This window comes from Olleya sp. Hel_I_94 (genome assembly GCF_007827365.1).
GTDB lineage: Bacteria > Bacteroidota > Bacteroidia > Flavobacteriales > Flavobacteriaceae > Olleya.
Genome location: NZ_VISI01000002.1, coordinates 635,283 through 660,137, shown reverse-complemented (window position 1 = coordinate 660,137; position 24,855 = coordinate 635,283). Strand labels below are relative to the sequence as shown.

General features: G+C 31.1%; 23 protein-coding genes. 8 read left to right on the top strand and 15 right to left on the bottom strand.

Annotated elements, in window-relative coordinates; all coding sequences use genetic code 11:
* Positions 1-89 precede the first annotated feature (89 nt).
* The gene (locus tag JM82_RS05985) at positions 90-1,208 is read right to left on the bottom strand and encodes a GTP cyclohydrolase (protein ID WP_145001810.1); all 1,119 of its coding nucleotides are present in this window, start codon (positions 1,206-1,208) and stop codon (positions 90-92) included.
* A gap of 15 nt (positions 1,209-1,223) precedes the next feature.
* Positions 1,224-2,285 carry a transporter gene (locus JM82_RS05980; protein ID WP_145001809.1) on the bottom strand — a complete coding sequence of 354 codons (1,062 nt, stop codon included), beginning with the start codon at positions 2,283-2,285 and terminating at the stop codon, positions 1,224-1,226.
* Positions 2,286-2,404: 119 nt separating this feature from the next.
* Here JM82_RS05980 and JM82_RS05975 point away from each other — a divergent pair, with 119 nt between their 5' ends.
* The 4 genes from JM82_RS05975 to JM82_RS05960 are packed head-to-tail and all read left to right on the top strand — an operon-like array spanning position 2,405 to position 7,921.
* Positions 2,405-2,656 carry a DUF4834 family protein gene (locus JM82_RS05975; protein WP_145001808.1) on the top strand — a complete coding sequence of 84 codons (252 nt, stop codon included), beginning with the start codon at positions 2,405-2,407 and terminating at the stop codon, positions 2,654-2,656.
* Positions 2,657-2,686: 30 nt separating this feature from the next.
* Positions 2,687-5,125: a YfhO family protein gene (locus tag JM82_RS05970; protein ID WP_145001807.1), complete on the top strand. Its 2,439-nt coding sequence runs from the start codon at positions 2,687-2,689 to the stop codon at positions 5,123-5,125.
* Positions 5,126-5,161: 36 nt separating this feature from the next.
* Positions 5,162-6,448 (top strand): glycosyltransferase family 4 protein, encoded by a 1,287-nt coding sequence (locus tag JM82_RS05965; protein WP_145001806.1) that lies wholly within the window; start codon positions 5,162-5,164, stop codon positions 6,446-6,448.
* A 21-nt stretch (positions 6,449-6,469) separates the two neighbouring features.
* A complete protein-coding gene (locus JM82_RS05960) occupies positions 6,470-7,921 on the top strand; it encodes a polysaccharide biosynthesis C-terminal domain-containing protein (protein ID WP_145001805.1) in 1,452 nt (483 codons plus the stop codon).
* Between the two features lie 78 nt (positions 7,922-7,999).
* On the opposite strand, the gene JM82_RS05955 is transcribed toward JM82_RS05960, so the two are convergent.
* A complete protein-coding gene (locus tag JM82_RS05955) occupies positions 8,000-9,106 on the bottom strand; it encodes a hypothetical protein (RefSeq protein WP_186439185.1) in 1,107 nt (368 codons plus the stop codon).
* Positions 9,107-9,278: 172 nt separating this feature from the next.
* Entirely contained in the window at positions 9,279-9,935 is a 657-nt protein-coding gene (locus JM82_RS05950; RefSeq protein ID WP_145001804.1) for a hypothetical protein, read from the bottom strand.
* A gap of 205 nt (positions 9,936-10,140) precedes the next feature.
* Here JM82_RS05950 and JM82_RS05945 point away from each other — a divergent pair, with 205 nt between their 5' ends.
* Complete coding sequence (locus JM82_RS05945; protein ID WP_145001803.1) at positions 10,141-11,190, top strand: DUF3667 domain-containing protein; 1,050 nt, start codon at positions 10,141-10,143, stop codon at positions 11,188-11,190.
* Between the two features lie 23 nt (positions 11,191-11,213).
* Here the strand turns inward: JM82_RS05945 and uvrA are convergent, their stop codons facing one another.
* On the bottom strand, positions 11,214-13,997 hold the full coding sequence (gene uvrA, locus JM82_RS05940; protein WP_145001802.1) for an excinuclease ABC subunit UvrA: 2,784 nt from the start codon (positions 13,995-13,997) through the stop codon (positions 11,214-11,216).
* A 232-nt stretch (positions 13,998-14,229) separates the two neighbouring features.
* Between uvrA and JM82_RS05935 the strand changes: the two genes are divergently transcribed.
* Both JM82_RS05935 and JM82_RS16340 read left to right on the top strand, forming a co-directional pair.
* A complete protein-coding gene (locus JM82_RS05935; RefSeq protein WP_028282040.1) occupies positions 14,230-14,814 on the top strand; it encodes an RNA polymerase sigma factor in 585 nt (194 codons plus the stop codon).
* A gap of 55 nt (positions 14,815-14,869) precedes the next feature.
* Positions 14,870-15,025, top strand: a complete 156-nt coding sequence (locus JM82_RS16340) for a hypothetical protein (RefSeq protein ID WP_186439184.1) — start codon at positions 14,870-14,872, stop codon at positions 15,023-15,025.
* A 22-nt stretch (positions 15,026-15,047) separates the two neighbouring features.
* Here the strand turns inward: JM82_RS16340 and JM82_RS05930 are convergent, their stop codons facing one another.
* Positions 15,048-15,593, bottom strand: a complete 546-nt coding sequence (locus JM82_RS05930) for a hypothetical protein (RefSeq protein WP_145001801.1) — start codon at positions 15,591-15,593, stop codon at positions 15,048-15,050.
* Between the two features lie 42 nt (positions 15,594-15,635).
* Positions 15,636-16,286, bottom strand: coding sequence for an endonuclease III domain-containing protein (gene nth / locus JM82_RS05925; protein ID WP_145001800.1), 651 nt, complete (start codon positions 16,284-16,286; stop codon positions 15,636-15,638).
* Positions 16,287-16,321: 35 nt separating this feature from the next.
* On the opposite strand from nth, the gene bcp reads away from it, so the two are divergent.
* Positions 16,322-16,777, top strand: a complete 456-nt coding sequence (bcp, locus tag JM82_RS05920) for a thioredoxin-dependent thiol peroxidase (protein ID WP_145001799.1) — start codon at positions 16,322-16,324, stop codon at positions 16,775-16,777.
* A gap of 70 nt (positions 16,778-16,847) precedes the next feature.
* On the opposite strand, the gene JM82_RS05915 is transcribed toward bcp, so the two are convergent.
* The 8 genes from JM82_RS05915 to JM82_RS05880 all read right to left on the bottom strand — a co-directional run bounded on the left by JM82_RS05915 (position 16,848) and on the right by JM82_RS05880 (position 24,851).
* Positions 16,848-17,576 carry a YebC/PmpR family DNA-binding transcriptional regulator gene (locus JM82_RS05915; protein ID WP_028282043.1) on the bottom strand — a complete coding sequence of 243 codons (729 nt, stop codon included), beginning with the start codon at positions 17,574-17,576 and terminating at the stop codon, positions 16,848-16,850.
* An 89-nt stretch (positions 17,577-17,665) separates the two neighbouring features.
* Positions 17,666-17,959, bottom strand: coding sequence for a 4a-hydroxytetrahydrobiopterin dehydratase (locus JM82_RS05910; RefSeq protein ID WP_028282044.1), 294 nt, complete (start codon positions 17,957-17,959; stop codon positions 17,666-17,668).
* 22 nt (positions 17,960-17,981) lie between these two features.
* Positions 17,982-18,812, bottom strand: a complete 831-nt coding sequence (locus JM82_RS05905; protein ID WP_145001798.1) for a sugar nucleotide-binding protein — start codon at positions 18,810-18,812, stop codon at positions 17,982-17,984.
* A 15-nt stretch (positions 18,813-18,827) separates the two neighbouring features.
* Positions 18,828-19,742: a glutaminase gene (locus tag JM82_RS05900; RefSeq protein ID WP_145001797.1), complete on the bottom strand. Its 915-nt coding sequence runs from the start codon at positions 19,740-19,742 to the stop codon at positions 18,828-18,830.
* 9 nt (positions 19,743-19,751) lie between these two features.
* Positions 19,752-20,822, bottom strand: a complete 1,071-nt coding sequence (gene gcvT / locus JM82_RS05895; protein ID WP_145001796.1) for a glycine cleavage system aminomethyltransferase GcvT — start codon at positions 20,820-20,822, stop codon at positions 19,752-19,754.
* Positions 20,823-20,963: 141 nt separating this feature from the next.
* Complete coding sequence (locus JM82_RS05890) at positions 20,964-21,701, bottom strand: hypothetical protein (RefSeq protein WP_145001795.1); 738 nt, start codon at positions 21,699-21,701, stop codon at positions 20,964-20,966.
* A gap of 142 nt (positions 21,702-21,843) precedes the next feature.
* Positions 21,844-22,437, bottom strand: coding sequence for a type 1 periplasmic binding fold superfamily protein (locus JM82_RS05885; RefSeq protein WP_145001794.1), 594 nt, complete (start codon positions 22,435-22,437; stop codon positions 21,844-21,846).
* Between the two features lie 17 nt (positions 22,438-22,454).
* Positions 22,455-24,851 carry a TonB-dependent receptor gene (locus JM82_RS05880; RefSeq protein WP_145001793.1) on the bottom strand — a complete coding sequence of 799 codons (2,397 nt, stop codon included), beginning with the start codon at positions 24,849-24,851 and terminating at the stop codon, positions 22,455-22,457.
* Positions 24,852-24,855 lie beyond the last annotated feature (4 nt).

Sequence of the window (24,855 nt, the reverse complement as noted above, 5' to 3'; positions counted from 1 at the left end):
TAAAGGTTATGATTAAGGCTTAGAGAGTATAGCTTAAAATAATTATTAAAAAAAAAGAGCTTCTATAGTATTAGTAAGCTCTTGATGATTTATAATTCTTTTTTAAAAGTACAACGTCTTATATATACCTCTGGATCAAAGTGTTTCCAAATTTTATGTATAGCTTCGTTATCCTCTAATTCAGGTGTTCTATAACAGGTTTGTATTCCTCTTTCAGTAAACGTGTTGTAATATTCGTTAAAAATAACAGCATGTACACCTTTATTTTGATACTCAGGATGGACACCTATCAAGTAAAACATAACGTCTTTGCTTTCTTTTTTAGCTTTTAATAATTTTAAAAATCCAAATGGTAATAATTTACCTTTCATTTGTTGTAATGCATCCGCAAATCTAGGCATAACTACAGCAAATGCTACCAATTTGTTGTCTTTGTCAATAACAAATTTGATATATTCTGGATTAATAAAACTTATAAACTTCTTTTTAAAATATTCTTTTTGAATATCTGTAATCGCAACAAATGAAGATAGTGAGGCGTAGCTTTCATTAAATAAATCAAACATTTGATCTGCATAAGGCATGACTTCGGATGTTTTTTTTAAGTCTAAAGCTTTAAGCTGATAGCGTCTTTTTATTAATTCTTGTGCTTTGTAGAAAAATTCGGGTTTTACGTTTTTAAAAGGAAAACGACTTTCAGAATATTTTTTCTCAACAGAAAAACCATGTGACTGATAATGGTTGACATAGTAGGCGTGATTATACCAAGTAATCATGTTACCTATCGCATCAAATCCTTCTGTAATAACTCCAACTTTATCTAAGTTAGAAAAACCTACAGGACCTTCCGTATAGTTTAGCTTATTTGCATGACCAATGGTGTAAACCTCTTGTAAAAGCGCCTTACTAACATCTAGATCGTCAATAAAATCAAACCAACCAAAACGCATTTTTTTTATGTTTTGGTCTTTTACTTCTAGCCAATTTATAATTGCAGCGATACGACCAACTACTTTATTGTCTTTATAGGCTAAAAACAGTGTTGCTTCGGCATCATTAAAAATAGGGTTTTTCTTTGCATTAAATGTTGCTAATTCTTGACTAATAATAGGTGGAACCCAATATCTAGAGTCTTTGTATATTTCAAAGGGAAATTTAACAAACGCTTTATAATCTGCTTTTGATACTACTTTTTTGGTTGTAATCATATAAAAAAGAAAGGGTTAGTTTTCGTCATCAAAATCAATCTCTTGAGTTTCTTTTTTTCGTTTACCTGAATCTTCTGGTGTGTCAGAATCATTATCTTTTTTATTCTTATTTTTCTTTCTATTCGCTTTTCTTTCGTATTCTTCAAGTACATCAGTACCATTATCTATATCAGCTTCAGGATCTTTATGGAAATCTAAACGATAAGATGCGCCAAAGTTAAAGCTAAAAACCGAAGGTGTGTCCTTTGTGTTAAAAGTAATTGCAGTATCTAACTGAAAATCCTTACTCCATAAATATGCTCCACCAAATCTAAATAAATTGTCTGCATAATAATCACTTTTTATGCCTTGAGTTTCTCCAAATAAAACCCATTGGTCAGTAATGGACTTGGTTAAAGTAACTATGTATTGAAAATCTGAAAAATCCGACCCAATCCTGTCCTTGGCAAAATTCATAACTAAAACCCAACCACTATTAAAGTTGTTTTGTGTTGCAACCATTACTTTAGGTGTAAAACCTCCTTCGTAATTTGGGCTTGAAAACGGATTACTATAAGGCACATAAACATTATCTTTAGCATCATAGTTTACACCAGCATATACAGCTACAGCTGGAATTAAATTACTCCATTTAAATTTTTTGTTAGCATGATAGCTGTAAATATTAGGTTTCTCCTCACCACGTTTTTTATATGGATCGTACACTAAGTATTTTGCACCTAATGTTAAATATTTAAAATTTGCACGATCAGTTTCTAATGGAAATAAGGTAGATCGATTATCTGTAAATGTATCATTTTGGTAAGTACCTTCTATATTTAATTCTAGTTCTTCCCATACTAAACCATAACGCGCTGCAAAGTCAATACCAAAACCTGAAGCTTCATTTTTTAATGGTGTGTGCTCTTCTTTAAGAATGTAAGGTCCAACCTCAAGCTGAGCCACATTTTTTCCGACTGCAAAAGCACTTCTAGATACACCTGGTCTGTTAGAGTTGATTACTTCAGTATATTGGGCATTAGCAGTAAAACTTGCTAATAAGAGAATATACGTTACAATTAATTTTGGGTTAAGCATATGTTTTTGTTTAAAGTCAAATATAAGATTTTATATTTTTTTTAAGTATTTAAAACTCAATTTAAAACTGAAGAATTGTATTTTTGTTAAAGTATTGATAATTTAACTTTTATTTCAACATGGCTTTATTAAGAACCATACTTATAATAGCATTAATTTACTACGGATTAAAAATCTTATCTCGTTTGTTTGCACCTGCATTATTTAAATATGCAGCTAAAAAAGCAACCGAGCGTTTTGGAGGTGCGTTTAACCAACAAAGACAAGAGCCAGCTCAAAAAGAAGGCGAGATAACTATAGATAAAATGCCTAATAATAAATCTTCAAATAAAAATGTAGGAGAGTATGTAGATTACGAAGAAATTGAGTAATTTTCAACCTCATACTTTTTAAAACTTTTTATGCAATTTTCTTTTAAAAAAATCTTACCTCATCTTTTAGTTTTGGTAGGATTTATTGTTTGCTCTTTAGCCTATTTTAGTCCTGTTTTACAAGGAAAAGTCATTTACCAAAGTGATATTGTTCACTACACAGGAATGGCAAAACAACAAAAGGATTTTAAAACTAATTCTGGAGAAGAAACCTATTGGACTAATAGTGCATTTGGAGGTATGCCAACCTACCAATTAGGAGCAAAATACCCACACAATTATATTAAAAAGTTAGACCTGTCGTTGCGTTTTTTACCACGACCAGCTGATTACTTATTTCTTTATTTTGCTGGATTTTATATACTGCTTTTGGTTTTAAAAGTGGATTGGAAATTGGCAGGATTAGGTGCTTTGGCATTTGGTTTTTCTACCTATTTAATCATAATTTTGGGTGTAGGACATAATAGCAAAGCACATGCAATAGCTTATATGCCATTAGTTTTAAGTGGTATTATACTAACGTTTAGAGGTAAGTATGTTTACGGTTTTATCTTGACAGCCATAGCTATGGGATTAGAGTTGGTGGCTAACCATTACCAAATGACTTACTATTTAATGTTGTTAGTCTTAGTTTTAGGTGTCGCTTATTTGGTAGATGCTTATCGTAAAAATATGTTGCCTCACTTTTTTAAAGCTGTAGGTGTGTTATTTGCTGCAGTAATCTTGGCAATAGGTTTAAATGCAACTAATATTTTAGCTACACAAGATTATGTTAAGGAGAGTACACGTGGTAAAAGCGAGTTAACTATCAATGCCAATGGGTCTAAAAGAGAAAACACAAACGGTTTAAGTAAAGAATATATCACAGAATATAGTTATGGTAAACTAGAAACTTTTAACCTATTTGTACCTAGATTTTTAGGTGGTGGAAGCGGAGAAGATGTAGGCGAAGATTCTGCAGTGTATAAATACATTGTTGATCAAGGTGTGCCACCAGCAGACGCTAGAGAATATACTAAAGGTCTACCAACATATTGGGGAAGCCAAACCATAGTAGAAGCACCAGCTTATGTTGGAGCAGTTGTAATATTTTTATTTGTGTTAGGCTTGTTTTTAGTTAAAGGTCGTTTAAAATGGTGGTTATTAGGAGGAACTATACTGTCTTTATTATTGTCTTATGGTAAAAATCTAGAATTCTTAACAGATTTATTTATTAACTATGTACCATTATATAATAAGTTTAGAGCTGTCAGCTCAATACAAGTAATTTTAGAATTATGTATTCCTGTTTTAGCTGTTTTTGCTCTAGTTAGGTTGTTTAATGATGTTGTTAAAACCGAAGAAAAACTTAAGGCTTTAAAAAACACAGTAATTATTACAGCAGGTTTAGCAATCCTATTTTTATTAGGAAAAGCTGTTGGAATAATCGATTTTGTTGGAGGTATTGATGGTCGTATTAGAGAAGGTAATGGACAAGCATTTTTGGATGCTTTAAGAGAAGATAGAGCTAGCTTTTTTACACAAGATACGCTTAGAACATTGTTGTTTGTTCTATTAGCAGCAGGTGTTATCTATTTCTTTTTGAAAAAGAAACTTAACGAAACTAAGGTTATAGTCATTCTTGGATTATTAATTATAATAGATTTAGTTAGCGTAGATAAACGTTACGTTAATAACGAAGATTTTGTATCTAAGTTACAAATGGAGCGTCCTTATCAAGCCAATAAAGCAGATTTAGAGATACTTAAGGATAATACTAATTATCGCGTGTATGACTTAACGTCTGGAGGAGCTAAAACTAGCTATTTTCATAATGCTTTAGGTGGTTATCATGCTGCAAAACCAAAACGATATCAAGATTTATACGAATTTTATATCTCTAAAAACAATATTAATGTATTAAGTATGCTTAACGCGAAATACATAATTGGTCAAGGAGAAGATGGTAGTCCGTTTCCGTTTGTAAATAATGACGCTAATGGTAATGCTTGGTTTGTAGAAAACACTGAAAAAGTAAGTTCTGCTGATGCAGAAATTTTGGCTCTAGACACATTAGATACTAAAAAAACAGCTATTTATTCTGAAGGTGTTTCTGATAAAACTAATCTTCCTAAAACTTTAGTTGTGGACTCTTTAGCTTCAATAAAAACTTTAGATTACAAGCCTAACTATATTAAATATCAGTCGGATAATGTAAATGATGGTTTTGCTGTGTTTTCAGAAATGTATTATGGTTCTGGATGGAATGCTTATATTGATGGTGTGTTAAAACCACATGCTAAAGTAAACTATGCGTTAAGAGGTTTAGAAGTACCAAAGGGTAGACATATTATTGAATTTAAGTTTGAACCTGATGTTGTTAAATCTGGTAGTACGATAGCGTTAGCTAGTTCTATTTTACTGGTATTATTAGTTCTTGGAGGTTTGATTTATGGTGTAAAAAGCATGAATAAGATTAGTGAGGAGTAATCACACGAGGCTCAATTTCCGCGAAAGCGTTACATTATGGATAAAAAAAAGGTGCTAATTATTACGTATTATTGGCCTCCTGCAGGAGGACCAGGTGTACAGCGTTGGTTAAAATTTGTAAAATATTTACCAGAATTTAATATAGAGCCTGTTGTATACTGTCCATCCAATGCTAATTACCCAATTATAGATGCAACTTTGCAAAGTGAAGTTAATCCAAGTGTTACAGTGCTTAAGCAACCAATAAAGGAGCCTTACAAATTGGCACAATTGTTTTCTAAAAAAAGTAAAACCATTAGTAAAGGGATTATTGCTGAAAAAAGCAAGCAAAGCCTTATGGAGCGTTTGATGTTGTTTGTTAGAGGTAATTTTTTTATTCCTGATGCCAGAAAAAACTGGGTAAAACCGTCCTACAACTACTTATCTACTTACATTTTAGATTTTAATATTGATACAATTATAACGTCTGGACCACCACATAGTTTACATTTAATTGGTTTAAAATTAAAAGAAAACCATAGTGTCAATTGGATTGCAGATTTTAGAGATCCATGGACTACAATAGGTTATCACAAGCAACTAAAATTAACTAAAGCTTCTAAAAATAAACATAAGGCATTAGAAAAAAAAGTGCTTAATAATGCTGACAAAATTATTGTAACTAGCCCAAGTACTAAAACCGAATTTGAGGGTATTACAAGTCAACCTATCCATGTAATTACTAATGGTTATGATAACGAAAAAGTAGTTGTAAATACCTTAGATAAAAAGTTTACATTGTCACATATTGGGTCGTTACTATCTAAACGAAATCCAGAAGTACTTTGGAAAGTGCTTAGCGAATTGATGATTGAGGAGACTAGATTTGCAGAGGATTTTCAGTTGAATTTAATTGGAGAAGTAGGTAAAGATGTTATACAATCTATTAAAACAAATGGTTTAAGTGGTAGTTTAAATTATGTTGGATATGTACCTCACAATAAAGCTATTGAGTTTCAAAAAAAATCACAATTATTATTGTTGATTGAAATAAACTCGGAAGATACTAAAGCAATTATTCCTGGTAAATTGTTTGAGTATATGGTTGCTAATAGACCAATTGTTGCAATTGGACCAAAAGGAGCAGATGTAGCTTCAATTATTACAAAAACTAACACTGGTCAATTTTTTAATTATGATGATTATGATGCTTTAAAAAATAGTATTAAGCAGTATTATAAAGCTTACACTGAAAATAATTTAAAGACTAATCCAATAGGATTACAAGGTTACTCAAGACAACAGTTAACAAAAAAGTTAGCAGATTTGATTAATCAGTCCTAAAATATAAATGGTATAAAATATATGGGAATAGTCGTTAATCAATCTATTAAAAATACTATAATAACTTATTTTGGGTTTGGTATTGGTGCTGTTAACGTTATATTTTTATATACTCAATTTGTTAGCGAAGCTTATTTTGGTTTAATCACTTTTATCTTGTCTACAGCCAGTATTTTAATGCCTTTTATGGCTTTTGGCGTGCATAATACAATTGTTAAGTTTTATTCGTCCTTTAAAACCAGACAATCACAAAATAGCTTTTTAAGTTTAATGTTGCTTTTACCATTACTTCTAATAGTTCCGTTAGGATTAATTACGCATTTTGCATATGATTTGATTGCCAATTGGCTATCTAAAGAAAATACTATTATAAAGGACTATACTTGGTTAATATACATTTGTGCAGCAGCTTTTGCCTATTTTGAAGTGTTTTACGCTTGGAGTAAGGTGCAATTACAAAGCGTATTTGGTAATTTTATGAGTGAGGTCTTTCACAGATTTATTACCTCGTTATTACTTTTAAGTCTTTATTTTGGTTACCTAAATGTAGATCAATTAATTTATGGGATTGTTATTACATACATTGTCAGAGCCTTAATTATGAAACTATATGCTTTTAGTCTTAGGATGCCAGTTTTTAAATTAACTAAAATCCCTAATGTTGGAAGTATTTTAAAATATTCTGCTTTAATTATAATCGCAGGCTCTGTGGCTAATATAATATTAGAGATAGATAAGTTTATGCTTGGTCAGTTTCAGGCGCTTAATAATGTTGCCTATTATGGTGTAGCTATTTATATTGCTACGGTTATAGGTGTTCCTGCTAGAGCAATGCATCAAATAGCAAACCCTTTAACCTCTAAGCTTTTAAATGAAGGTCACAAGGTTGAACTTAAAACACTTTATCAAAAAAGTTCTATTAACTTATTTATTATTAGCGGATTTATATTTTTATGTATTATAATAAATATCAATAAGTTATATCTTTTAATTCCGGAAAATTATAGCGAAGGCTTTTTGGTGGTTTTAGTGATTGGTCTTGCTAAACTATCAGACAACCTTATTGGAAATAATAATGCCATACTTTTTAATAGCGATTATTATAGGGTAGTGCTAGTCTTTGGGATTTTATTAGCAATACTAACCGTAGTTTTAAACCTTGTTTTTATTCCGTTGTATGGAATAAATGGAGCTGCATACGCAAGTTGTATTACTATTTTTACATACAATACAATCAAACTATTGTTTGTGTATAAAAAATTTAAAATTCAACCGTTTACATTAGCTACCATAAAAACAACACTACTAATATTGATTTGTGGTTTAAGTTTGTTTTTTTGGGAATTTAATTTTAATCCCATTATTAGCATTGTCGCTAAAACGTTAATTTTAATTATAATCTATGGATTAACTGTTTTTAAATTTAATTTATCAGAAGATATTTCAAAAATATTAAATCGCTTTATTCCATAAAAAAAACCTACTTAAAGTTGCTTTAGGGCAAACAACCTTAGTAGGAATTCTATTCAATCGACTAGTTATTAGTCTTTTCTAATTTCTAGATCTAGTACTTCTTGAAGAGGAAGTATTTTGTCTTGACGATGTACTTCTTGAAGTCGTAGTTCTAGGTTTAGAAGTCGTACGTTTATTAACCTGCGTATTACTTCTATTTGTTCTTGTATTTACTTTAGTATTAGTTCTGGTTCTAGGTTTAGAGGTTGTTGTTTGATTTCCTCTAGTTCTAGGTATACTTGTAGTGTTACCTCTAGTTCTAGGTGTTGCAGTAATCACTTTATTGTCTCTAGTTTTTGTGTTAACCGTATTACCTCTTGTTTTAGGTTTAGTATTTACAGTATTATTTGTTCTAGGTCTAGATGTTGTTGCATTACCTCTTGTTCTTGGTGTTGCAGTAGCCCTATTGTTTCTAGTTCTAGGTGTAGTAGTAGCTCTTGGTGCTCTTCCTTCTGTTCTAGAGGCTAAAGCTCTATTTCTTGAAATCGTATTACCTCTTCGACTTGCTACAGCAGTAGTACGTCTGTAATTATTAACGTAAGGTCTGTCGTATCTATATCTAATTGGTGTATAATGTCTTCTATAAGGTGTTGTATAAAGTACACAGTAGTTTACTGGTGGAATTACATAATATGCATGCCAAGGTCTGTAAACATAAGCTCTGTTGTAAATATTTATAAAGCCAGTACTATGAGAATAACGATTGTAGCGGTTGTAGTGCACATATAATCCTCCAACACGACTAATGTAGCCTCTGTTATTATAGTTAATATAAACATTTCCTACTTGATTAACGCGACCGTAATAGTCATAATAAATAGGTGTGTTTTCAACTTGAATAACAGCTCCAAACTCGTCATATTGTACATATGCGCCATAATCATATCCTGTATTAAAGCTAATATTAGTGTTTCTATTATTAATTTCTACGCTAACTTGAGGTCCATAGCTAGGCATATAAAAGTCAAATTGACCATCTGCATAAATAGAAAACTCAATTCCTGCTTCAGTAAAAATGAAAGAATTACCATAACCTTTGACATAAGAGTTATTAATCACACCATTATCTATCGTTGTGTTTGTGTCTGCATTAACAGAAAACCCACTAAGGAGAATTGCTGATAATAATAGGAATACTTGTTTCATAATTATTTGTTTTAAGATTGAACACTTACATAATTACAAGCATCGTGCCAAAAACAAAAAACTCAATATTCACAAGGGATTATGGTTGTTTTTTAATTTATTGAAGGCGATAAAAAAAGCCATAAACAAAAGTTTATGGCTTTAAATAATATTTATAAATTTGATTTACTACCTATTTTTTTAACTGAGTAGGTTGTGTATCGACAGTTTTTCTGTAATAAATTGTATCATTATTATTATTATTATTACTTGTTTGGTATTGATAATGACCATTATTAGTTTGACCTATGTCATGATTAGAATTACTTCTGTTAACTTGACCAATAGTTTTAATTAATTGTCCTTGTCTATTGTAGTATAAACGCATACTTCCAATTTGACTAACTAAACCTTGACGGTTGTAACTAATGTAAACAGAGCCTAAACGCTTAATTTGACCACTCCTGTTATAATTTAAAAATACATTTCCTATGCGTCTAACTTTACCATCACGATCATGTGTAATAATCATACCTCTATCTCTAGGGTTATTATAAGTTACTTGTGTACCTGGAGCACCATTTGTAACATTTATTGATCTTCGTTTTGTATTGGTGTTAGTGCGTCTGTAATAATAGTCTCCTTGCGTGTGATTTATTGCTGTGTTAAAATCAAAACTTCCGTCAGGAAAAATTAAAAATTCCACACCACGTTCTGTAAACAAGATTGGTTGTGCGTAATAATTTCTGTTTAATACTAAATCTTCACCTTGCGATGCAGATTTAGCTTCTGCTGTTACAGTAGTTAATCCAATTAACATACCTGTAAATAATAGTACTAGTTTTTTCATAGTATTAAGGATTTAGATTTTGCCTACTATTTAAGCGTTTCGGCATTCGCTATTTTGATTAAGTAGTTTCAATAGCTGTGCCAAAGTTGTTATGCATTGATTTTACTGCATGTCCAAGACGTTTTTTTAGTATATTTTAATTTAATTCTATATTGAAAAGTATATAATTGATTAAAATATTTACTTTTATAAAAACTACTAACTAATGTCCTTAAAGTATACCAAGTGTAAAAATTGCGATAGCGATTTTAAATCAGGATTCCAATTTTGTCCACATTGTGGAATGAAAGATAAAGAGGAATTAACACTTGGAATTTTATTTTACAATACCTTAAATAATTATCTGCTGTGGGATTCTAAATTTTTAAAGAGTTTTATTCCTTTAATGAGTAAACCAGGATTTTTGCCTAAAAGATTTATTGAAGGTAAACGTCTATCTTATTTGCATCCTGCACAATTATATTTATTTGTTACGTTTGTGTTTTTCTTTTTGTTTTCCTTTCAAATGAATAAAGTAGAAGAAAATTTAAATGAGGATTTTAAAGCGCAATCAACTAAAGTTTTAAATGAAATTGAAAGAAAAGAAATAGACTCTATTGAAAGAAGTGAAATTAGAGCCACATTAAATAGTAATAAGTTGCTATCCGGAATGACAGATAAACAGATAGACTCTATTGTAAATCAAAAAGAAATTAAATCAAGTAATAACGTTTTATTTGGGTACGAGAGTCAAAAAATAGACTCATTATTGACTGTTGGAGCATCAAAGGAATCTATTTACATAGCTATGGGAATGGATGATAATCCAGGATGGTTTGATAGGATGTTATATCCTAGACTTTTAAAGTTTCATCAGGATAGAAAAGCTGGTACGATTTGGATGTCCATGATAAATACAACACCAATAGCATTATTTATTTTATTACCAATTTTTGCTTTCTTTTTGAAACTATTTTTTTGGAAAAAAGGACGATATGCTTACCACTTGGTATTTTCTTTTTACTTTTTCGCCTTTATTTTCACAGTGTTTAGTATTTTATTAATCAGCAATTTTATTATTGATGTACCTAATTGGATAGACTTTTTAATAGCCTTATCCACATTTATATATCTAGTAATTGCTGTTAAACGGTTTTATAATCAACGTTTATTTTACAGTGTTTTAAAAAGCGGAATTGTGTCTTTAGTTTTTTTAGTAGTGTTAGTACCTATTGCTTTTCTGGTCTTAGGTTTTATTTCGTTTTTGTCTTATTAAATAAAAATTAAATACTAAAACGGTTATAATTTTTCTTTTAAATACTTAGCAGTCACACTATTTTTAACTTTAATAACGTCTTTTGGAGTTCCAAAAGCAACTAAATGACCACCATTTTCACCACCTTCAGGACCTAAATCTATTATATGATCTGCACATTTAATAAGTTCTAAATTATGCTCCACAACAATAATAGAATGTCCTTTTGCTATTAGCGCATAAAAGGATTTTAATAATTTTTGTATGTCATGAAAATGTAAACCAGTGGTAGGCTCGTCAAAAATAAACAACATTTTTTCTTTAGTAATTCCTTTACCCAAAAAGGTTGCTAACTTTATACGTTGTGCTTCACCACCAGATAGGGTAGAACTGCTTTGTCCTAAGGCAACATAACCTAAACCTACGTCTTGTAAAGGTTGTAATTTGTTTTTAATCTTGGAGACTCCGTTTTTATCAAAAAAGTCAATAGCGTCATCGATAGTTAGATTTAAAATATCATCAATATTTTTATCTGCAAAAGTGACCTCTAAAACTTCTTTTTTAAAACGCTTTCCTTTACAAGTTTCACATTCTAAATGGACATCAGCCATAAATTGCATTTCGATAGTTACTTCACCTTCTCCCTTACAAGTTTCACAACGTCCACCATCCACATTAAAACTAAAGTGTTTAGCAGCGTAATTGCGTATAGTACTAAGTTTTTGTTTAGCATACAACGCTCTAATATCATCATAGGCTTTAACGTATGTCACAGGATTAGATCTAGAGGATCGTCCAATAGGGTTTTGATCAATAAACTCTATATTTTTTATTATAGTATAGTTTCCTTTTAACTCAGTAAACTGTCCTGCTTTATCACTAAAGCCAGTTAAGTGTTTTTGTATGGCAGGAAATAATATTTTTTTAACCAAAGTACTTTTTCCACTTCCAGAAACTCCAGTAATAACCGTTAGCATTTCTAATGGAAAAGACACATCTATGTTTTTTAAATTATTTTCTCTAGCTCCAATAATGTCTATGCTGTACTTGCTAGTTCGACGTGTTTTAGGTACTTCAATTTTTAAAGTTTCGTTTAAATATTGTGCAGTTAATGATGTTGATTTTAAAATATCAGCATACGTACCAACAGCAACAACTTGACCTCCTAATGTCCCAGCTTCTGGACCAATATCTATTATTTGGTCGGCTTCTTTCATGATGTCTTCATCATGCTCCACCACAATTACGGTATTACCCAAATCGCGAAGTTGTTTTAATACTTGTATTAAACGTTCAGAGTCTTTTGGATGTAATCCAATACTAGGTTCGTCCAAAATATACATGGATCCTACTAAGCTGCTTCCTAAAGAGGTTGCTAAGTTGATACGTTGACTTTCACCACCAGAAAGCGTGTTAGATTTTCGGTTTAAGGTTAAATAATCTAAACCTACATTATGTAAAAAACTTAGTCTATTTTTAATTTCTACTAAAAGACGTTCTGCAATTTTTGCATCATAATCATTTAAAGTGATGGTGTCAAAAAATACTGCTAATTTACTTAGCGGCAATTCTACTAATTCTGTTAAAGTTGCATTACCAACTTTTATATAGTTTGTTTCTGGTCTTAAGCGTTTACCATGACAGACTTTACATTGTGTTTTTCCTCTGTATCGAGAGAGCATTACACGATTTTGAATCTTATATGCTTTGCTTTCTAACTCGGCAAAAAAACTATTTAAACCTTCAAAATATTGGTTTCCTTCCCAAATTAAAGCTTTATGCTCTGGACTTAATTGAAAATATGGCTTATGTATTGGGAAATCAAATTTATGAGAATTGTTTACCAATTGATCTTTATACCAACTCATGCTGTCACCACGCCAAGGAAAAATAGCGTTTTCATAAACAGAAAGTGCTGTATTTGGTACAACTAAATCATCATCAATACCAATAACATCGCCATAACCTTCACATTTTGGACAAGCACCATAAGGATTGTTAAAACTAAATAAATGCACGTTTGGTTCTAGAAACTGTAAACCATCCAATTCAAATTTATTACTAAAATGACGACTGGTGTTATCTGCAAGAGTTTCGATATAACAATTACCTTTTCCTTCAAAAAAGGCAGTTTGTATGGCGTCTGCTAATCTGTTATAAAAATCCTCATCGTCTTTAGTAACAATTCTGTCTACTACTAAAAACAAATCTTTAATAGACGTTAAGTCCTTAGCATCGTCAATTCTTATTACAGAATCTTTTACTTTTATTCTAGCATACCCTTGTGCATTTAAAGCATTTAATTTGTCTTGTAACTCACGACCTTCCTCCAATACAATAGGAGCTAATAACAGCAGTTTTTGGTTTAAGGCTAAACCTTTTATGTAGTTAATAACGTCTGTAACCGTATCTTTTTTTACTTCTTGACCAGAAATAGGCGAGTAGGTGCGCCCAACTCTGGCAAAAAGCAGTTTTAAATAATCATAAATCTCGGTTGTTGTTCCAACGGTTGATCGTGGATTGGTACTATTTACTTTTTGCTCGATTGCAATAGCTGGAGCAATACCTTTTATATAATCTACTTTAGGTTTATTTAATCGTCCTAAAAATTGTCTAGCATAACTACTTAAACTTTCTACATAACGACGTTGACCTTCTGCATACAAAGTGTCAAAAGCTAAACTTGACTTTCCAGATCCTGATAATCCCGTTATAACAACTAGTTTGCGTCGCGGAATAACAACATCAATGTTTTTAAGATTGTGCAATTTAGCACCTTTTATTATAATGTTTTCTTTTGGATTTACTTCAGAAAGCGGTGTTGTCATAGTCATTTTACGTCTTGACTACAAAGATAACATAACTTAATCATCTAGTAAAAAAGATTATTGTGCAATAAAATGTTAAAACTTTAGATTTTTTTTGCTTTTTCGGAATGATTGTTGTTATATTTGATGCATATCAATGACCTAACTTAATTTTTGCCTATACTACAACATTACTTTTTTTTTTATAAACCCCAAGCCAGAACCTTTTTTTGGTGTCCAAAAAGTAATGATTATGCAAAAAGTAACAATCACAGATGCTATTCTTGTTAGTAACTATATTAAAGGAGACGAGTCTGCTTTAGAAGTATTGATTACTAGACACAAACAACGTATTTATAGTTTTATTTATTCTAAAGTATTTGATAGAGATATTGCTGAAGATATTTTTCAGGATACTTTCATTAAAGTCATTCGTACTTTAAAACGAGGTAAATATAATGAAGAGGGTAAATTTTTACCTTGGGTTATGCGTATTGCACATAATTTGGTTATTGATCATTTTAGAAAAAATAACAGAATGCCAAAATTTGATAATTCTGGTGATTTTGATATCTTTTCTGTTATTAGTGATACGTCTTTAAATGCTGAAAAAGTTATGGTTAAAGAGCAAGTTGAGTCAGATGTAAGACGTTTGATAGACGAGTTGCCAGAAGATCAAAAAGAAGTATTAGTAATGCGTATGTATAATGATATGAGTTTTAAAGAAATATCAGAGCGTACAGGTGTTAGTATTAACACTGCTTTGGGTCGTATGCGCTATGCATTAATTAATATGAGAAAGGTTATTGAAAAGCACAATATAGTATTGACTAATTAAAAGACAATAAAGTGTAATTTTGCTCGTTATTTGTTTATACCTTAAACTAATATACATGGCAAAAATTTACTCTGAACATTCTAATACCCCAAAAAAACACGGTTTTAAACTAAAACCTAAAGATGAAACCATAAGTTTTATCTTAAATTATAGCAAGGCTTTAAGTGTTATAAATTATAAAAATTTGAAGTTTGAAGCACTTCAAAACTAAACTTGGAAACGTCCTGATAGTCTCAGGACGTTTTTTTTAAGAGTAATTGTTGGTAGTTATATGTCGACAAATATTGTTTACGTAAAGCTTCTAAATATTGTATTATAACTTTTTGATCCTTATAATCTTCTTTAAGGCAATTTTTAAAATCATCATCAAAAACGGTTAAAGCAATGTAATATTTGCTAGATTGGCTTGTATACGCCTCAGTTAATAAGGCATCATTTCCGTTTTGATTTCTCTTACCATCTATTACTATAGGAATTAAATTTAATGTTTCAGTATCCCTTGCTATTTCATAAAAAGATAAATAGTAGTCTGTATTATTTATTACAATCTTGACATTACTATCAACATTATTATGGTTTAGCTCAAACTTTGTGTTTATATAATTATAAAATTCGTTTGCGTTTTTAGGATCTTCAAAAATAAACGATTGCCATTTTGGTAATGCTTTATTAAATTTTTTACCTGTTGTAATCTTATAACTTTCAATTTTAGGCGCTATTTTGGTTGGTATACAAGAGGTTAGTAGTACAACAAGAATACATATAATGGTTGATCTCATAAACATTTGTATTTAAAAAAAGTCACAAGCTTTATGCCAATATTACTTTTTTGCATATTCTTTTAGCACAGATGCTCTCCCAATAGTCTTGGTTATAATATCTTTTTCTAAATCCCAACCTCTGGCAGGAGAGTACTCGCGTCCGTACCATATTATTTGAAGATGTAAATCATTCCAGGTATGTTCTGGAAATAAACGTTTGGCATCTTTTTCTGTTTGTTGCACACTTTTACCATTAGTTAAATTCCATCGATACATTAATCTATGTATGTGCGTGTCAACCGGAAATGCAGGAACACCAAAAGCCTGACTCATAACTACGCCTGCAGTTTTGTGACCAACTGCTGGAAAGGTCTCTAAAGCTTCAAAAGACTGTGGTACAACACCATTGTAGTCTTCGACTAGCATTTTTGATAATCCGTATATACCTTTACTTTTCATTGGTGATAAGCCACAAGGTCTGATTATTTCTTTAATTTCTTCCACACTCAACTTAATCATATCGTATGGATTATCTGCTTTTGCAAACAATATAGGTGTGATTTGATTGACTCTAACATCAGTACATTGTGCAGATAATAAAACAGCAACTAATAATGTGTAGGGATCTTTATGATCTAATGGTACAGGGATTTCGGGATATAGCGTATTTAACGTATTTATAACAAAATCTACCTTTTCTTGCTTAGTCATTAATTGTATTTTTGAATGAAACCAAAATTACAACTATGAATACATTAAAACAAGGTGATAAAGTACCAAATTTTACAGTTAATGATCAAGACGGAAACCCTGTGTCATTATCCGATTATAAAGGAAAAAAACTAATTGTTTTCTTTTACCCAAAAGCTAGTACACCTGGTTGCACAGCAGAAGCTTGTAATTTAACCGATAATTATAAAGCCTTACAAGATAAAGGTTATGAGATTTTAGGTGTAAGTGCAGATTCTGAAAAAAGACAGACTAATTTTAAAAACAAATACAGTTTTCCGTTTCCGTTATTAGCAGACGAAGAAAAAGAAGTGATTAATGCTTTTGGTGTTTGGGGTTTAAAAAAGTTTATGGGTAAAGAGTACGATGGTATCCACCGAAAAACTTTTTTAATTGATGAAGATGGAGTAGTAGCCCACGTTATTGATAAGGTTAAAACTAAAGATCATGCAGCTCAAATTTTAGAGTTGTAATATAATCGATACATAATAAAGTTAAAAAAAGCGACCAATTGGTCGCTTTTTTAATACTTATAAGATTAGATTACTCATCATCATTATCCGTTTCTTCCATAGTGTGATATACGTTTTGTACATCATCATCATCATCTAATTTTTCTAATAATTTTTCTACATCAGCAGCCTGTTCTGGTGTTAAAGCTTTAGTAACTTGTGGTATGCGTTCAAATCCAGAAGATAAAATTTCAATTTCACGTCTTTCAAGTTCAGCTTGGATAGCTCCAAAACTTTCAAAAGGTGCGTAAATTAAAATACCATCGTCATCTGCAAATACTTCTTCTGCACCAAAATCTATAAACTCTAGTTCTAATTCTTCAGGATCTAAACCTTCAGCAGCAACTCTAAAGTTACAAGTATGGTCAAACATAAATACTACAGATCCTGATGTACCTAAACTACCATCACATTTATTAAAATAACTACGCACGTTAGCTACAGTTCTGGTATTATTATCTGTAGCAGTTTCAACTAAAACAGCAATTCCATGAGGTGCATAACCTTCAAAAATTACTTCTTTAAAATCACCTTGACTTTTGTCGCTTGCTTTTTTAATAGCACGCTCAACATTGTCCTTAGGCATGTTTACTGCTTTGGCATTTTGTATAACTGCACGTAAACGTGAGTTACTAGCTGGATCTGGTCCACCTTCTTTTACAGCCATTACAATGTCTTTTCCAATGCGTGTAAAAGCCTTGCTCATTGCAGACCAACGTTTCATTTTACGTGCTTTTCTAAATTCAAAAGCTCTTCCCATGATTATATGTTTTTATAGTTTCGCTGTAGCGAAAACCTAGATTATTTTATTGAATCACAAATTTAAAAAAATATGTGAATAAAGTGGTATTAGTCCTCTTCCTCTTCAACAATATGCTCAATTGCTAAGGCTAATTTAAAATCTTTATCTGTAACTCCACCTGCATCATGTGTTGTTATTGTAATTTTAAGTACATTATATTCGTTAGTCCATTCAGGATGATGGTTTAATGCTTCGCACTCAAAAGCAATTCTGCTCATTGCGCTAAAACAGTCTTTAAAATTTTCAAATTCAAATTCTGCATGGATTGCATTATCATAATGTTCCCATTCCGGTAGTCTAAGTAGACGTTGTTCTATTTCTGTTTGTGTAAGTAGTGCCATATTTTTATTTAAAAATAATAAATTAAACTTCTAATTCTGTTAAAATTTCTTGACTTAATAACTGTAAATGCTTAGGTAACTTGTTTTCTTTAGAAAGGACTGCTAAATACCTGTCGTCATTGGTTGTGTACACTTGTTTTAAAAGTGGGTTTTTTATGTTTAGCGACGCGATAATTTCTTTAATAAAATCGTCATGATGCACTAAATCTTCACTACCTAAATGGAATATGCCTTTTTTATTTCGGTTTATTAAATAATGAATTTGTTGTGTGACCTTAGTATCTGTGGTGACATTCATTATCAAATTAGGAAATACTTCAAAAGGTATTTTTTCTTTTATATGAAATTTAATCTCATGTATTCTTGGAGATTGCGCTCCAAAGACCATTGGTAGTCTTAAAATTGCATAATATTGTTTTGGCAAACGCAATAGCATGTTCTCTATTTTTATTTTAAAATGACCATACATACTATGACTTAATGTTTTGTCATTTTCATAGCTAGGAAATTTACTATAGGCATCAAAAACATTTGCTGATGATAAAAATATTAATTTACTGTTGTTGGCAATAATGTACTCGGTAATATGTTGGTGAGCAATAATTTGTGCCGAAAAATTACCTCGTATCGCAGAAATTACAATGGTAGGTTTTACGATATCTAGGATTTCAAAAATATCATCTTCTTCAATATTGTATTGAAAGTAATGTTGGTTTTTATTAAAGGCGTAATTGTCTCTGCAATAGGTTCCAAAGGTTCTAAAATAGCCACATAGCTCTTTGTATAGAGCTTGTCCAATAAAACCACTGGCACCTAAAATTAGTATGCGATGTTTGTTATTTATCTCTTTCATTAGTAAGGATAACGTTTAGAAAATAGATAAATTGGTCTGAGTTGTAAATTGTTCTAACGCTTGCATTCCAATTAACGAATTACCTTTAGCGTTTAGACCAGGACACCAAGTAGAAATTATAAAATGGTTTGGTAGTAAGGCAACAATACCACCACCAACACCACTTTTACCAGGTAGTCCAACTTCAAAAGCAAACTCACCAGACTCGTCATAAAAACCACAAGTTAACATGATTGCATTTATACGTTTGGCTTGACTACTTGTAATATGTTGCTTATTATTTATGCATTTACCTTTATTAGCAAATAAATAAAATGCTTTTGCCAGTTGAGAGCAAGTCATCTCTAGAGCACATTGATGGAAGTAAAAATCCATAACATCCTCTACATCGTTATTTAAATTATTAAAAGATTTTAAAAGGTTTGCTGCAGCATAATTGTTATATCCCGTTTTACGCTCTGACTCGGCAACTTTATAATTATAATCAATAGTTTGGTCGTTGGCAATATCACGTACAAATTGTAAAAAATCGGCTTTTGGATTTTTAAATTTAGAGCATAAAATATCTGCAACCACTATGGCACCTGCATTTATTAAAGGGTTTCTAGGTATACCATTTTCTAACTCTAATAAAGACAAATGATTAAAAGGGTTTCCTGACGGTTCTACATCCACACGCTTCCATATATCATTGTTTTCAAAAGCAATTGCTTTAGATAATGATAAAACTTTAGAAATACTTTGTATAGAAAATGGGACTTCTGCATCACCAACCTTAAACGATCGACCGTCCATATGTTGCATGTAAATCCCAAATTGATTGACATCTTGTTTTGATAACTCTGGTATATATGAAGCAACAACACCCTTAACAACGTTGTCTTTTAGGTTATTATGGATGTTGTTTATTATTGTGTTAAAATCTAACATAAAGTATAATTACACTTTGTAAAACGGAAGTTTTACAACAGTTGCAGGCACTGCATTTTTACGTATTTGTATATTTATTTTACTGTTTACATCTGCAAAAACTGTTGGTACATAGCCTAAACCAATACCTTTATTAAGCATAGGTGACATGGTTCCGGAAGTAACTTCACCAATTTTTTTGCCTTGTCCATCTACAATGTCATAGCCTTGTCTAGGGATTCCTCTTTCGTCTAATTCAAAAGCGACTAACTTACGATCTACACCTTTGCGTTTTTGTGCTTCTAAAGCTTCACTATTAGTAAAGGTTTTAGTGAATTTTGTTACCCATCCTAAACCAGCTTCAATAGGTGATGTTGTATCATCAATGTCATTTCCGTAAAGGCAATAACCCATTTCTAAACGTAAAGTATCACGAGCAGCTAAGCCAATTGGTTTTGCACCAGCTTCAGTAACTTTATCCCAGATTTGTTTAACCTCGTCATTTTTACAATAAATTTCAAAACCACCACTACCAGTATATCCAGTTGCAGAAATAATTACATTATCAATTCCAGCAAAATCACCAACTTCAAAATTATAAAACTTAATAGCAGATAAATCACGACTTGATAAAGCTTGCATTTTTGATACAGCATTAGGACCTTGAATAGCTAATAACGAGTAATCCTCTGACAAATCTCGCATGTCAGCACCAACTGTGTTTTTAGAGGTAATCCAATTCCAATCTTTTTCAATATTACTAGCATTAACGACTAGTAAATATTGCTCTTCTTTTAATTTGTAAATAATTAAATCGTCAACAATTCCACCATCATCATTTGGTAAACACGCATATTGTGCTTTACCAATTGTCAATTTAGACGCATCATTACTGCTTACGCTTTGTATTAAATTTAATGCTTTTGGACCAGAAATTAAAAACTCTCCCATATGTGATACGTCAAACACACCACAGTCTTTTCTAACTGCTTCATGTTCTATATTTACACCATCATATTGTACAGGCATGTTGTAACCTGCAAAAGGAACCATTTTTGCGTTTAAGGCTTCGTGAGTTGCTGTTAAAGCTGTATTTTTCATGAAATATATTTTTGTTTTACCGTCAAGCGGAAATTTTTAAAAGTTTGCCTAACAAAAGTATTGAAAATTATTGAGTTGCTTTTAGGTTTAGAAATAATATCAAGTTAAAATTTACTTAGTCTTTTATTAAGATGCAGAATGCTAATCAATTATTTCCATTGTCATTAATCTACCATTAAAAGCAATATCATGTTTTAATATTTTTCTGGTAGTAACATCAATATAGTAAGTGCTAATGGTTTGATTTTTAGAAATATCATCTGTTGTTTGCACTTTCCAAACTTTAGTTTCTTGACCATTTAAGTTTAAAATTGCCAGTTCTGTATTTTTAATAGTAGCTGTTATAACACCTGTTGAAGTTGTAGGATTATAATCAAAAATGGCAATAGTATTTTTATAACCTTCCGTTAACGGTAAAAACCTAATAAGTTGTGGGTAAAAATTACTATCAAAATAAGGTTTAGTGGTAGTTTCATTAATAGTTGTTTTAGAATCGTTTTTTTTATCAAAATAATAACCAGTAACCTTAGAGTTAAAATGTAATACCATATCACGTTGCTGATTGTATGACGAGTGGTATATAGGTTTAAAGTTTTTAATAGATACAATTGTGGTGTCTACCCATTTAGTTGTGGCTTGGGTCATGTCCACAGTAGTAACGACGTAAAGCTCTTTTTTATCTTTTTTAATTTGAGTATTTATTTTTCCAATAAGTACTTTAACTGTGTCTTGGACAATATACCAGTTCATATTAGATGATTCTGGTTGGACAAGTGATGTATCTGCTGTATTGTTATTGGGACTTAAAGGTTGGTCTTGACTATATACTAAAAAAGAAGACCCAAAGGTTAATAATAGTAAGTAAAATGCTGTTTTCATAATAGTTTAAGTTGTTTTTTAATTAGTGGTTTAAACAAGGCATTTGTTACATTTTTTTTAAATCTATTTAAGTTTAAAACAAAAAACATCCCGTAATTTACGGGATGTTTTTATTAAAAATAGTGGTAAACTTAGTTAACTATTATTGTATTACAACAGGAAATACAGCTTGCACATCAGTTTCTCCACCTGCGTTTGTAATGTCTCCATCGCTAACACCAACTGCAGATTTGCTTGGTTCATGACGTAAAGTAATTGTTAGATTTCCAGTCATAGCTGTAGCAGCTGTAGTTAAAGTAAACTCTAAACCTAAAGGATTTCCGTTATCATCAAAATCCTCGTAAGTAAAAGTAGCAATGCTATTAGTTACATTATAAAAAAATTGGTGGTCATTACTTTCTTCTTCAATTTCTTCATTTATTTCTTCAGCAGGAGATTCAGTTTCGTTTAACAAAACTAGACTACCATTATATACTGTGTTGGCCACTAAGTCTGATGATACTGTTATTACTGGAGCATTTGGTCCATCACCATCCAAATCACGTGTTTGCATTGTTACGGTTGTACCTCCACCCACAGGAATAAGTGTAGCAGTTAAGGTTGTAATTACTTCCTCCTCATTAACAGGTTCTGGGTTATTTGTATTGTCATCGTCGCTTGAACACGCTGTAAATGCTATTGAAATTAAAAATAATAGCGATAATTGTTTAATTGTTTTTAGTGTTAAATTTTTCATTGTTAATGTTTTAAATGTTAATAGTTTAATTTTAATTGTAACATTATATTCCTTCCTACATCATCAGCAAAATAACGTAATCTATTAAGGTTTTCTCGGTAATTTGTATTAAAAATATTTGTAATATTTAGCTCAATATTTAAGTCTGTAGACTTGGACATTTCCCATGTAATATTGCTTTGTAAATGCAACAAATGGTAGGCTGGAGGCGTAGTACTTACATCTACCAATTCCATTTGTTCTGTAGTTGGTATAAATACTTCAAAATTATTATTTGGGTAATCATTTTGTCTAAAAACCCACTCACTTTGTAATTCGGTTTTAAGATCTAACCATTTTGGGTTAGAATACCCTATGATGTTAACAGTTTTAAACGAAGGCATATCAATTAACGCTTCATTTTGGCTAACATCCTTTCCTTTTGTGATTGAGGATTTATTATTTAAAAACCAATGGTCATTAAAGCTATAATTAGCAGTAAGATCTAATCCATATAAAGCAGCATTTGTTTGATTGTAACTCCAAACTGGGAAGGCACCACGAATGGTTTGTTCTGTTCCAGTAGGCTCTATAAAAATGTAATCTTTTATATAATTATAAAAAGCCTCAATGTTTAATGATAAATTGTTTTTTTGAAAATTATAGCTACCAGAAATACGATTTGATGTTTCTTGTTTTAAACGTAAATCTCCTAATTCAATTCTAGCTGCCGAGTGATGTAAGCCATCACTAAATAACTCGGATGGGTTAGGAGCACGATTAGATAATCCATAATTAAATATAAAACTATTATATTCATTTAATTGATAAGCAATACCTGCTGATGCTGAAACATTGTGGTAATTAAAAACTGGATTAGTCAGTAATTGTGTACCTAAATCGTCAATCACAATATTTCCAAAATCCGAATCATAGTTACGCTCATTCCAACGACTAGTTAAGTAGTATTTTTTAGCATCAATTTGATTAAAATCATAACGTAAACCAAAATCCATAGATAGGTCATTATTTAATTTTAATTCGGTAACAATAAATGCTCCTACATCATACTTGTCATAATCCGGAATTAGGCGTCTAACACCTGTGTTTGCTGCAAAATTATTTTGATATCCTGCATTTACTCCAAAATTATAAGAAATATTGTTTTTAGAATCCAACGTCACGCTAGTTTTTAAAGTATGTGTTTTTAGAGTTAAATCTATAGCAGGTTTATCTCTATCATCACCAACACGTATATCATACTCAAAACGATGATTGTTTTGGTAATCATACTGTATGTCTACGCGTCCAAATTTTTTAAAACGTTTATAGAATTCAGTTTTAAAAACATGATGGGTAACGTCCTGTTTAGGCGCGTTAATATCATAACTAAAATCTTCAATTACTAATGGTTGCGGATTGTTAATCGCATTTACTAAATCTTCAATATTACCTATATGCGCTGCTCTTAAAATGGCTATTTCATTATCTAAATAACTATAATATACATTAAAGCCTTTTTCAAAAGTTTTAAAACCACCATTAACAGAAAAACCTTTGGTGTTTAAGCCAGTATTGGTTAAACTATAATCGGGTGCTTCCATATCTCCTGAACGTTTTAAAGAAGCTTGTGCACCTAAATACCAACCTTTTTTGTATGTTTTTGTTAATGAGGTATTTAAATTATAGCCTCTACCATTGGTGTTACCACTTACTATTGTTTTACCGTAAAGTGAATCTTTTAAACTGATGTTAGAAGGTTTTAAAACGATTACGCCTCCAATTGCATCACCACCATATGCTAGTGCATTGGCACCTTTAATCACATTGATACTACCAGCAGTATTTAAATCTATATTTGGTGCATGTTCAATTCCCCATTCTTGATCCTGAAGCCTTACACCATTAGTCATTACAATAATTCGGCTGCTATGTAAACCATTAATTACAGGTTTAACAATACTATTACCAGTATTTATGGAAGATACACCACTAATCTGTTTTAAAGCATCACCTAAATTAAGTGAACTAAAACGATCAATAACATCGGATTTTAAATGAGTTTCTTGTGCAGTTTTAGTCAGTTTAATGCCAGAAGCACCAGTAACTTTAACCTCATTTAGCTCTTCTATATGATGCTCTAGGTTAATTTCGATAAAGGTATCGTTAATAATGTTAACGTCCACGGTTTTGGTTTCGCATGCAAGATGGCTAACCTCCACAACTATTAGAGCATTACATAGATTATCTATATTAAAACGCCCATTAATATCCGTAGTGGTATACTTATTAAGGCTTTTAATAAAAATGGTAGCATTTACTATTGGTGTACCATCATGAAAATCATGCACTTCTCCTGAAAAAGTAGCATTGCAATCTTGACTTTGTGCCCAACTGAATACACAGCAGCACAAAACAATTAAATAATATTTCATTGTA

What these genes read in the sequence shown, in the direction of transcription:
- JM82_RS05985 (WP_145001810.1), bottom strand. Translation starts at nt 1,208, where the DNA reads ATGATTACAACCAAAAAAGTAGTATCAAAAGCAGATTATAAAGCGTTT.
- JM82_RS05980 (WP_145001809.1), bottom strand. Translation starts at nt 2,285, where the DNA reads ATGCTTAACCCAAAATTAATTGTAACGTATATTCTCTTATTAGCAAGT.
- JM82_RS05975 (WP_145001808.1), top strand. Translation starts at nt 2,405, where the DNA reads ATGGCTTTATTAAGAACCATACTTATAATAGCATTAATTTACTACGGA.
- JM82_RS05970 (WP_145001807.1), top strand. Translation starts at nt 2,687, where the DNA reads ATGCAATTTTCTTTTAAAAAAATCTTACCTCATCTTTTAGTTTTGGTA.
- JM82_RS05965 (WP_145001806.1), top strand. Translation starts at nt 5,162, where the DNA reads ATGGATAAAAAAAAGGTGCTAATTATTACGTATTATTGGCCTCCTGCA.
- JM82_RS05960 (WP_145001805.1), top strand. Translation starts at nt 6,470, where the DNA reads ATGGGAATAGTCGTTAATCAATCTATTAAAAATACTATAATAACTTAT.
- JM82_RS05955 (WP_186439185.1), bottom strand. Translation starts at nt 9,106, where the DNA reads ATGAAACAAGTATTCCTATTATTATCAGCAATTCTCCTTAGTGGGTTT.
- JM82_RS05950 (WP_145001804.1), bottom strand. Translation starts at nt 9,935, where the DNA reads ATGAAAAAACTAGTACTATTATTTACAGGTATGTTAATTGGATTAACT.
- JM82_RS05945 (WP_145001803.1), top strand. Translation starts at nt 10,141, where the DNA reads ATGTCCTTAAAGTATACCAAGTGTAAAAATTGCGATAGCGATTTTAAA.
- uvrA (WP_145001802.1), bottom strand. Translation starts at nt 13,997, where the DNA reads ATGACAACACCGCTTTCTGAAGTAAATCCAAAAGAAAACATTATAATA.
- JM82_RS05935 (WP_028282040.1), top strand. Translation starts at nt 14,230, where the DNA reads ATGCAAAAAGTAACAATCACAGATGCTATTCTTGTTAGTAACTATATT.
- JM82_RS16340 (WP_186439184.1), top strand. Translation starts at nt 14,870, where the DNA reads ATGGCAAAAATTTACTCTGAACATTCTAATACCCCAAAAAAACACGGT.
- JM82_RS05930 (WP_145001801.1), bottom strand. Translation starts at nt 15,593, where the DNA reads ATGAGATCAACCATTATATGTATTCTTGTTGTACTACTAACCTCTTGT.
- nth (WP_145001800.1), bottom strand. Translation starts at nt 16,286, where the DNA reads ATGACTAAGCAAGAAAAGGTAGATTTTGTTATAAATACGTTAAATACG.
- bcp (WP_145001799.1), top strand. Translation starts at nt 16,322, where the DNA reads ATGAATACATTAAAACAAGGTGATAAAGTACCAAATTTTACAGTTAAT.
- JM82_RS05915 (WP_028282043.1), bottom strand. Translation starts at nt 17,576, where the DNA reads ATGGGAAGAGCTTTTGAATTTAGAAAAGCACGTAAAATGAAACGTTGG.
- JM82_RS05910 (WP_028282044.1), bottom strand. Translation starts at nt 17,959, where the DNA reads ATGGCACTACTTACACAAACAGAAATAGAACAACGTCTACTTAGACTA.
- JM82_RS05905 (WP_145001798.1), bottom strand. Translation starts at nt 18,812, where the DNA reads ATGAAAGAGATAAATAACAAACATCGCATACTAATTTTAGGTGCCAGT.
- JM82_RS05900 (WP_145001797.1), bottom strand. Translation starts at nt 19,742, where the DNA reads ATGTTAGATTTTAACACAATAATAAACAACATCCATAATAACCTAAAA.
- gcvT (WP_145001796.1), bottom strand. Translation starts at nt 20,822, where the DNA reads ATGAAAAATACAGCTTTAACAGCAACTCACGAAGCCTTAAACGCAAAA.
- JM82_RS05890 (WP_145001795.1), bottom strand. Translation starts at nt 21,701, where the DNA reads ATGAAAACAGCATTTTACTTACTATTATTAACCTTTGGGTCTTCTTTT.
- JM82_RS05885 (WP_145001794.1), bottom strand. Translation starts at nt 22,437, where the DNA reads ATGAAAAATTTAACACTAAAAACAATTAAACAATTATCGCTATTATTT.
- JM82_RS05880 (WP_145001793.1), bottom strand. Translation starts at nt 24,851, where the DNA reads ATGAAATATTATTTAATTGTTTTGTGCTGCTGTGTATTCAGTTGGGCA.